Raw genomic sequence first — 9,912 nt, forward strand, 5'->3', positions numbered from 1 at the left:
GTGCCAGTGCCAGTGCCAGTTAATTCATCTGGAATGAGTGGTTTTGGCTCTTGGGGAGGGACAAAAGCTGGGTTGTGAATACGTTGACTGCTTAAGTCGATGCTAAAATGCTGATTTTCCGAATGTTCAGCAAGTGAAATTTTCGCAGTTTTAAACTGACTTATATCCTGTGTCGCGGTATGTCCACCTCGAAACTGACCTGAGTGGTCTATGCCTGTTGTTTCAGTTGAACCGGTCTCTTTAACTAGCGCTTGTTGGGTTTTCGCCGTTGAGTCAGGAATATTTTCAGCTGTTTCAGATACTGCATTTAATTTGACTTGTTGCTCAACATTGCTAATGCGTTCACTTGGTGCTGTGAGAGTAGTATTATCAGCTTTTGAGACTATCTTTTCGCTTGTTGAAGGCTGAGTTTGATGGGCGGATAAGCTGTGCGACGTTTTGTCTGCCACTAAATCTTGATTCAAAGCTCCTTTAACCGGTGCCGTATCTCTCAATTCTTTGGCTTTAAGTTTCTGCGCTTGCGTATCAATTTTTTTTACTGCTTGTTTCGCTTTGTTATCCCGTTTTTTCTGCTCTGCAGCGTTCACGTCAACGGTTTTATCATTCTCTTTATGAATTTCATTATCAGAATGTATTTGGTCGGAGCCCGAAGATTGATGACCCTTATTATCCTTTGTCATGTTGGACTCCTACCTTTCGCCAAATGCTTCGTTAATGTTGGTGAACACTGGTTTCCATAAGTACTGGAAGACACTTTTTTCACCTGTCACAATATCTGCTTCGCCAGTCATTCCTGGAATTAATGCAAAACTATCGGGATTATCCAAAAAGTAGGGCTTATCAATGGCAAGCTGCACTTTATAAAATACGCCGCCTTTTTCATCTTTATCTGTGCTTGGTGAAATACGTTTTACAATGCCATCTAACGCGCCATAGCGGCTGTAATCAAAGGCATCAATTTTTATTCGAGCATTTTGACCAACATGAACAAAGCCAATGTCACGAGGTGAGAGTTTAATTTCCATTAGGCCTGTCTTAGTCATTGGAACAATGACGGCGACAGTCCCACCAGGTTGAATTACACTGCCAGTAGAACTAGTCGGGATGGATTGAATAATTCCGTCAACAGGCGCTGTTACTGTGTTTTGAGACACCAAAGAATCAGAAGATTTAAGCCTAGCAATAACACCTAACAATTCAGCTTGAGTATCGGTACGCTTTTCACCAACCTCTTTAAATAACGAGGCTTGTTTTTGCTTAAGTTGTCGTTCTAAATTAACTAAGTTTTTTGATAGAACCTGTTGCTTACTTTCCATCGATTTCAGTTCACGGATATAAGAATCCAGTTTCTGTTGCGACTCTAAAATGCGAAGTTTAGATACCGCTTGCTCTGCTGTGACAGATAACATCATATTTAGGGTTTGTTCTGCGGTTTGTATCTGATCGCTTAACGGAGGTATCTCAGCTTTTAGACCTTCAAGTTCCGCTTGAGTTTTATCAATATCAGATTCAGACAGTTGCTCCATTGCAAAGCGTTCTTCATTCATACGTTGCAATGATGATTTATGCAGCCTGAGGAGTTGAGGGTACTCAACTGCAAATTCGCTAAAGTTAGCTTCTCTTTGTTCGGTAAAGGCATCGTAGCGTTCTATTCTCATAATGAGGTTAGCCCGTTTGCTGGTGAGTTCTTCTTCAGCGGATAGACTATCGATAGACACAAAACTCGCTAGAATATCTCCCTTTTTAACAACGTCACCTTCCTCAACAACAACGGATGCAATCGTTCCTCCTGAACGACTTTGAATAACTTGGCGGTGGCCCAGAGGCACCACTTGACCTTTCGATTTAGAAATTTCTTCCACGCTGGTAAAAATTGACCATATCAGCATGATTAATATTGAACCTGTAATAATTAAAATAATATTACGAATGATTTTACGCTCTGCGGGCGCTTCTATTGCTTCAGCAAATTCGTGTTCTGGCCATACTCGGTTAGCTAGTTGACGATTATCCATTGGTTGGAGACTCCTGCATGGCGACGGTCGAAGGGGATTCAGTTGTATCTGGTTTTTTTGATGCTTCAGTAGCCTTGTCTGGTATTGGGCCTGCATAAACCACAGCACCTTTATCTAGAACAATGACCTTGTCAGCGTGTTGGATTAACTCTTGATCGTGACTCGTAAACAGTACGGTGGATTTACCTTTAAGGTTTAATAATGTCTCTATCAACGTTGCTTTTGAAAGTGGGTTTCGGTGGGGCAGTGGTTCATCTAATAACATTAATGGTGATTGCTTTATTATGGCGCGTGCTAAGTTGATATAGCTGCCCTCTATTGCTGATAGCATGGCATTATTCTCACCTAGTAAGTCGACGCTAAGGTCATTATTAATGCTGTTAAAGAAGCTCTCACCTCCCGCTTTTATCAGTGCATCAATAATTTCTTTATCGCTGGCTTTGGGTTTTGCTATTCTGATATTTTCAGCTAATGTACCGGGGAAAATATCCGGCTGCGATGGACTATATGCAGCCCAATGACGAAAGATTTCAGTGTCATACTGCTTAAGGTTTTTGCCATTCAGTGTGACAAAGCCAGCTTGAGCTTCTAATACGCCTAATGCGCTCAGTAAAAGTGTCGATTTACCACAAGCATTTGGACCGATAATTGCCACTAATTCACCAGGTTCTACATCAAATGTCACGCCAGACAATGCAGCCTCTCCCTCAGCTTTGTAGCGTAATGTAAGGTGTTGGAAAGCTAATGATGGCGCTTTGGTATTATCTGGCGTGTCTAGCCTTAATTCTGATTGTTCGGTGCTAGCTTGCATGAAACGATCAAATTGTTTGACCGCAATATCCATCATGGTGAATTTTTGTTTCGATGAGAAAGCTAACTGAGCTGGGCCTGTAATTCGCCATATCATCATCACACAAGCAATGAGTGCTCCTGGCGATATCGTTTGATCTAAGACTAAAAAGATACCGGTAAAAACAGTAATGAGTGCAGTAAATAAACTGAGGGAATGTGCAACAGCAGCGTTAAGACCATTACGCTTTGCATAGAGAAAATTTTGGCGACTGTTTTCACGGCTTTGACGAATAAACTTGGTTTGCCAAGCTTCGGTATCACCAGCAGCTTTTAATTGAAGTAAGTTTTTTGATAACTCACTCATCGCATTTTGATATTCACCGCTGATTGTGGGTGAAGCAGCTTGGACATATTTATTGAGTACTTGCATCACGAGGTAATAAAGCATCAACATACCAATTGGCACGAGGACTAACCAACCGCTTAAAAACATGATGGCGAACAAGGCTATGAGGGTAAAAGGCAAATCAACAAGCCCCCCACCGCCAGGGCCAGATAATAACATGCGAACTTTTTCCGCATTGCGCATTCGAGCGATATGATTTGAGATTCCTACCCTAGATAACACCATTAAAGGCATATGTAATAAGCGATAAAAAGTGATTTCAGAGAGATCTCTAGCAAAACGATTACTGGTTGTTGATAAGATTTGTGCGCGAGCAAGTCGAGTGCTAATCAATATTCCGACCGCTAATAAACCACCCAATGCAATGCTAGGCAAAATAGCAGGGCTTTGGCCTCCTATTACGCGATCGTATACAGCCATGGTAAAAAATGGCACTGCAAGTCCGGTGATACTTGAGAGTAAACTTAGCCAAAAAACCGGTCTGTACCATTTGGTTCTTTTACTCATGTGAGCGGCAAACGCATTAACATTTTTTCTGGTGGTTGGTAACGACTCGATTAAGAAAATATAAGCCGTATCATTGAGTTGAGTTAAGTCGATTGATTGCCATTGGCTTCCTGTTAAAGCTTCAAAAACATGGCCCTGCCTTCTGACAATAAACCCTGGTTCATTTTGCGGAATAACAAGGAAAGGGTGTATCGATAAATGCAGATTTTTTGCCGTATTATTTGTCACTGAAAAGCCTATTTGATGCTTTTTCAATAACCGTGATAACCCGAGTGTATTCAGATCAGTGTTATTATGATCGTTAGCAATATTACTGGCTTGTGTATACAGTCCAAGTTGCTGGAACAAGTCAACTACAAGTGGTTTTAGCTCCAATTCAGTCGTGCTCATGAGCTTACCTCCTGTGCCGCTTTCGTTGTTGTAGATTTGTCCATCTCGCGGTGCGCAACGCCATTTATTTCAATACATTCATCACTTAAACTTGCAAGCTCGGTAAAATGAGAGGCAGCCACTATTGTCATTTGCTGTTTTAATTGTTGCAGTAAGGCGAGTAAACGGCCTTGTGCATCAGCATCAAGCGATATCATTGGTTCATCTAGTAATAAAATTGAAGGTTTTTGCACAATTGCTCGCACAATCGCAATCAGCTTAATTGCGCCCTTATTCAACATTTGGCTGTCACTATCACCGACCATTGTTTGATAACCATTGGGTAGTTCAGCTATTTTACTTGTGAGTCCTAAATTGTCTGCAATAGCCATGGCTTGAGGTTCAAATTCGGCTCGAAACATCGTCATGTTTTCTAATAAACTGCCAGCAAACAATGTTGGCCAAGGTGCTACATAAGTGATTGACTGTCTGAACTCTTTAGAATCATGTTGGTGGATGGCAATATTATCAATCGTCACTTGACCAGCTGATACTTGTTGAAATCCTGCGATAATACTTAACAGATGGCTTGCATGACTTAATGGATTTGATTGCAACGTGACCAAACTATTCGCTTGAATGTGATGGCTGAAATGAGTGATAGCTGTGCCAAGGTTTTTACTGCTGATATTTTCGAAGTGGATAGGACCTAAAGGCAATTTTTGTTGATAGATTTTAGTTCCTTGAAAAGACTCCTCCGGAAGTTGGGTTAAGTCATTAACATGGGACATTGCCGTTTGTGCACTCACCAAGCGTGACCGTAAGCTAATAATCGCACTTAAAGGCGCAACCGCTCGACCCGCTAATATAGAGCAGGCGGCTAATCCACCAGTTGTCAGTGAGCCGTTGAGCACTTCAAGACAACCTAACATCACTAATATCAGCGTCGTCCCTTGTGCAGCACCTTGAATGACTTCTTGAAGCTTGGCCGAAAGCCAATCGACTTGCTGTTGACTCTCAAGCCGTTGGTGATTGATGTTGTTATAAATGCCAGATAAACGATCTTCTAAAGATAGTGCTTTAGCAGTCGTTAAGCCTGAAAGGACTAAAATCAACATTCTAGTTCGTTCTGCATCAGATAAAGCTAACGCGTGAGTCGCAGTTGCTAACTTTTTTCCAATATAGAAAACCAGTGCACCAACAACAAGCCAGACAGCAATCGGTATGAAGACTAACGGGCCGCCAATATAGGCAACTAATGCTAAAAAAATCAGTACAAAAGGAAAATCCATCAATGCGACAATGGCTTGGCCTGAATACAGTTCTCGCATACTGGCGATACTAGCAAGCCCATTTGCTATTCGGCCTGTACCCATGGCCTCAACATGATTGTAGTCAGCTTTCATTAACTTGCTGACCACATCTGTGGTGGTTTCTAATTCAAAATTTGCAGCAGAAGCGGCTAACAGCCAACTTCGGCCATACCTTAAAACCAGTTCAAGCAATATGGCGATAGCAACCCCAGACACTAAGATAGTGGCGGTGCCATAACCTTGATTTGGCAAAATACGATCGTAAATTTGCAGCATGGTGAAAGGAAGCGCTAACGACAATAAATTGATAAAAGTCGAAGACAGCAGTAACTCTGGAAATGCTTTATTTCTTGAAAATAATCGAAAGTTCTCTTGCATGTTACAGTCATCCTATTCGTTAACATGGCTAGTCAATGACATAATAAAAAGCTCAGATTAAAGCGTAGACTATTTTTTAGTATGTTCATGGTTAACTTAAGGATGAACGCTTATATTTTCAACAGTTTATTTTCTATTCAGATGACATGTAACTGCAATGTGCAAGGTTGAGTGGGCTAGCATTATTTTAATGAAGTAAAAAGAAGAATTTTTATTAGCAAGGGTATTTATTACTAGAGAAGCTAACGAGGGTTTTAAACTTACGTGGAACTTTGACGATGAGCATAAAAACTGCCCGTTTTAATAGGGCAGTTTTTATGAAGTAACACTATTGATTATTCTTGGGTTGTCACATGTTTTTTCATTGCTTTATTCTTCATTGGGTCGCCCTCATAACCTAAAGCTTTCCAATCCATTCTTGTGCCTTTATTGTGGCAATCATTACAGTTTAAAGCTTGCTCGGTTGGCGCCACCATATGATTGATGCGCCACCACATTTCTGTTTCTGCAAAGCCATATTCACCACTGTATTTAATGCCTTTATCTAGCATGGCTTGATTAGCTTCCATACCCAGTTTAGCGGCTTTATCCCAGTCAAATGTTTTCCAGTAACCACCTTTACCAAAGACTTTAGCGGTAATGAAGATGTTTTGTTTACTGTCGTAAATTTGCTTACCAGTATGAACCTTAAATGGATATATCTTTGCCGCTGCATCATTAATATCACCTAAAGGATAAGTCAGCTTGGTGATGGCGTTAGGATCCATCTTATCACCAGCCATATAAGCATCGGCTTTGCCGTTATACCAAGCATATTGAGGTTTCACATTTTTTGCCCACACAAAACTGCCTTTCTTTTTCATGTAAGTATGTTTGCCATATTGATCTTTAGTTTGCTCAATGTCTTGTCCTGCGGTTGACCAATCCCAGCTCATTTTGGTGGGTTCATTTTTAGAAAACTCAGGAATATGGCAGGTTTGACAGGCAATACTGCTGCTGTGGGTATTAAGACGTTTATTGGTATGTGGTGCAGCTTCATGGCAGTTTTCACAGCCAATATCACTCATGCCACCAGGTGAAACGCCCATGGCATTGCCTGCTATCTGGTGACTCTCGGTTGTATGGCAGGTTTGGCATTGGAAATCATTACCGTCGGTGTCCATATGTACGTCAGTGACTTTGTCTGGATAAGACATTGAAGAGTCTAAATCGCCGTGTTTTACACCATCACCACCGCCACCATAGAAATGGCAACTGCCGCAATTATCTCGCACTGGCGCCCCTACATTTTGTGCCACTCGTTCTAGATTTACCTTAGCGAGAACTTCTCCTGCTCCAGCGGGATCTTTTACGTAAGTGCCTGTAGTGTCATGACAAATTAAACAGTCGACTTTGGTCATATCAGTAAAGTCAAAACTGTCGTCCTTCCAACCATAACCAGCATGGCAGCTGGTGCATCGTGGCTCGTTACCTGATACTGCGATACAAAAATTGTTAATAGCGTTTTTCTTTCCGCGGGTCACGGTGCGCTCAGGTAACTCTTGTTCAAGCTCCCATGTCCAATGAGATGATTTCATGACATCTTTAGCGTGATCTTCATGACATTCAATACACTGAGTAGTGACCTCACTGCCTTGAGTAAAAGGGCCTTCAATAAACTCTTTGTGTGGATTCGCCGCGTTGGCAAATAAACTAAAGCAACATAATCCACCGGTCATTAAGCTGGCGATGAGTATTTTCATAATAAGACTCCTGCCCTCGGTAAAAACCGAGGGAAGTTATTAAGGTTAGAAATTAACAGTAAGCGATGCATTGATGTCATAAGCGGTATCAACTACAGGGAGCATTGAATAAGCTGTACCTGCGACAACATCATCGACTTTTTGTGGTTTACCAACCGGTGTTCCACTGCCTGTGTATTCAAAGTCGTAATAAAGTCCTGCGAGTTTAATGAACATTTTTGGATTAATATCAAACATATAGTAGGCTTCAGCGACATGGCCTCTAGTAGCGAGTTTGCTGCCAATCGGATCATCCTGAGCTTGGGTGAAAGGTGTCCAGTATTCAGAGCCATAGTTATATTCGAGGCCGACTTTTCCGTAAGGCGCTGGGATTTGAACGCCCACATAAATTCCGTAACCATCTTTAGCGCCACTGTCTTCAGCAGCTGAAGGCAACATGATAATTTCACTGGCATCAGCGTTAAGCTGCGCTTCAAAAACAGCATCAGATAGCATGCCGCCAAACATACCTGCGTTGCCATTACCATCTGCTCGGGTCCAGCCTCCTGATAAGAACCATTTAACGTCGTTATCTTCTTCGCGGGCAAAACCAATACCACCTAAGAACATATCGCCAATCACATCACTTGGCTGAACGCGAGTGACAAAGTTGAAGTTTTCAAACTTTTGCATGTCTTGATACATAGTTGGTGCAAATATACCTGCAAGCTGAGTTGGAAAAGCCATGGTGCCTTTAAAGCCATCATTGACATCTTTAGCGCCGAATAAGGTAAATTGAAGGAAGTTTTTACCATCGTTTATCGCGTCGATATTAAAGCCGCCAAGGTGAGTATCTTTGGTGACGATATCACCAAACATTTCGCCGTTACCCCACTGTGATTCAAAGCCTTGTCCGTAACAGAAGCGAACAACTTGGCCTTCGACACCAGTAATATCACTGAGGTGATAACCCATAGTTGCGCCATCAAAGTTAAAGTTAACTAAATGGCCAGAAGGAGTGCCGCCACGTTTTTCATTTTCACGGTATTGGGTTGGTGGGCCGTAAGTTGATGGACGACGTCCAATAGATAAGTAAAGTGGTGAACCGTTAATGTTTTTCCAGTCAAAATAAGCGCGTTCGACTCGTAACCAGTCGCCACTTGGATTACCGCTATTGGTGCCATCCATGGTAAATGAACGCCAAGAATCAAATACTTGCACGCCAGTTGAATCGCCCCAGTTTTTAAACATACTCAGGCGGCCTGCAAAGCTGACGTTATCCCACACTTTTGCTTTGAGGTTGAGTCTTAAACGTGTGGTGTAGTAAAGGTCATTATCAATATCTTGAGCAGTTTTAGGGGCTAATACATAAGGCATTACCCCTTGTAATTGACCGCTTTGAAATGCAGATGCTAGATTAGGGTTAGCGGCCATCATTTGGGCTAGTGGTGAGTTTGCATCGTCAGGCATACCAAATTCGCCGCCCATCGCTTTAGCGCCAAAATCATTAAAATCGACATTAATGGCAGGATTCCAAGTGACATCCTGATAATGAAGTGAATGGACTTTGGTTCTAAAGTCGCCAGTGATTTCTATTCTATCAAGTGCAGTATGACGTTCATTTTTATCAACTCGATCATTGATGTCATCAATTTCATCATTAATGTCGGCTAGCTGTTGTTTAAGGTCTGCAATTTTTTGAGCATCAGTTTTACTCAGACTATCTCGTTGAATATCTGCATCGTTTGCATAAACACTCGCTGATAATATCAACGCGTTTGCAACAAGCAGTGAAATAAGAGTACGCATAACATCTCTCCTTTCGAATCAGCAGGTTAATTTATATTTCTGCCTTCGATTGATGTTGGGAATCCTAGGGGGGTGCTGAATTTTGGTAGCATTAATCCCTGAGGCATTCCCCATATTTTTATTAATTAGGTGGTTTAAATGTGTTTTACAGTCGAGCCAGGTTAGTTAACCGCAAGTTTGTGGTTGATCTGAATCGGCTGCATGGTCATATAAGAATTGCTGAATATCTAATAAGTCTTGTTCACTTAAAGCTTCAAAGACTTCAGCTTTCGCTTTGTGCTTATTACGTCTAAAAAATCTATCCCACTGGCTCATGGTTTTACTCATTGGGGTAATTTCACCGCCTTCATCTCCCATGCTATGACAGGCTTTGCATTCTTTTTTATACAGGTGTTTACCTTTTTTAGGATTACCGCCATCAGCAGCTTGAACCTGAGCTCCTAAACAGAGTGCGAGAGATACGCATATAAATATCTTATTCATGGTTTTCATCATCAGTCCCTTACTTTAAATAATTTTTATTGTTAATGGTTTTTGTCTAAATGGGTGTTTCTTGTTACTTAATTTAACACTTGTGATAAAGGATATTGTTGAGGAGGATC

Annotated in this window: 7 protein-coding genes; all 7 read right to left on the bottom strand. The window is 41.5% G+C overall.

What is annotated here, in order from left to right; genetic code table 11:
- Positions 1–680, bottom strand: a 680-nt coding sequence (locus BCU84_RS14360; RefSeq protein WP_133146646.1) for a hypothetical protein, incomplete at its 3' end; no start/stop codon positions are given.
- A gap of 9 nt (positions 681–689) precedes the next feature.
- Entirely contained in the window at positions 690–2,015 is a 1,326-nt protein-coding gene (locus tag BCU84_RS14365) for an HlyD family type I secretion periplasmic adaptor subunit (protein WP_102528762.1), read from the bottom strand.
- A complete protein-coding gene (locus BCU84_RS14370; RefSeq protein ID WP_102528763.1) occupies positions 2,008–4,110 on the bottom strand; it encodes an ATP-binding cassette domain-containing protein in 2,103 nt (700 codons plus the stop codon). Before BCU84_RS14370 ends, BCU84_RS14365 begins: the two co-directional genes overlap by 8 nt.
- Positions 4,107–5,780, bottom strand: coding sequence for an ABC transporter transmembrane domain-containing protein (locus BCU84_RS14375; protein WP_102528764.1), 1,674 nt, complete (start codon positions 5,778–5,780; stop codon positions 4,107–4,109). Before BCU84_RS14375 ends, BCU84_RS14370 begins: the two co-directional genes overlap by 4 nt.
- A 335-nt stretch (positions 5,781–6,115) precedes the next feature.
- Positions 6,116–7,498, bottom strand: a complete 1,383-nt coding sequence (locus BCU84_RS14380; RefSeq protein WP_102528767.1) for a tetrathionate reductase family octaheme c-type cytochrome — start codon at positions 7,496–7,498, stop codon at positions 6,116–6,118.
- A 69-nt stretch (positions 7,499–7,567) separates the two neighbouring features.
- Positions 7,568–9,310: a DUF3373 domain-containing protein gene (locus tag BCU84_RS14385; RefSeq protein ID WP_102528765.1), complete on the bottom strand. Its 1,743-nt coding sequence runs from the start codon at positions 9,308–9,310 to the stop codon at positions 7,568–7,570.
- A 165-nt stretch (positions 9,311–9,475) separates the two neighbouring features.
- The gene (locus BCU84_RS14390; RefSeq protein WP_102528766.1) at positions 9,476–9,805 is read right to left on the bottom strand and encodes a c-type cytochrome; all 330 of its coding nucleotides are present in this window, start codon (positions 9,803–9,805) and stop codon (positions 9,476–9,478) included.
- Positions 9,806–9,912: the final 107 nt, after the last annotated feature.

The sequence above is a fragment of the Shewanella sp. 10N.286.51.B7 genome, from assembly GCF_002873615.1.
Classification (GTDB): Bacteria; Pseudomonadota; Gammaproteobacteria; order Enterobacterales; family Shewanellaceae; genus Shewanella; species Shewanella electrodiphila.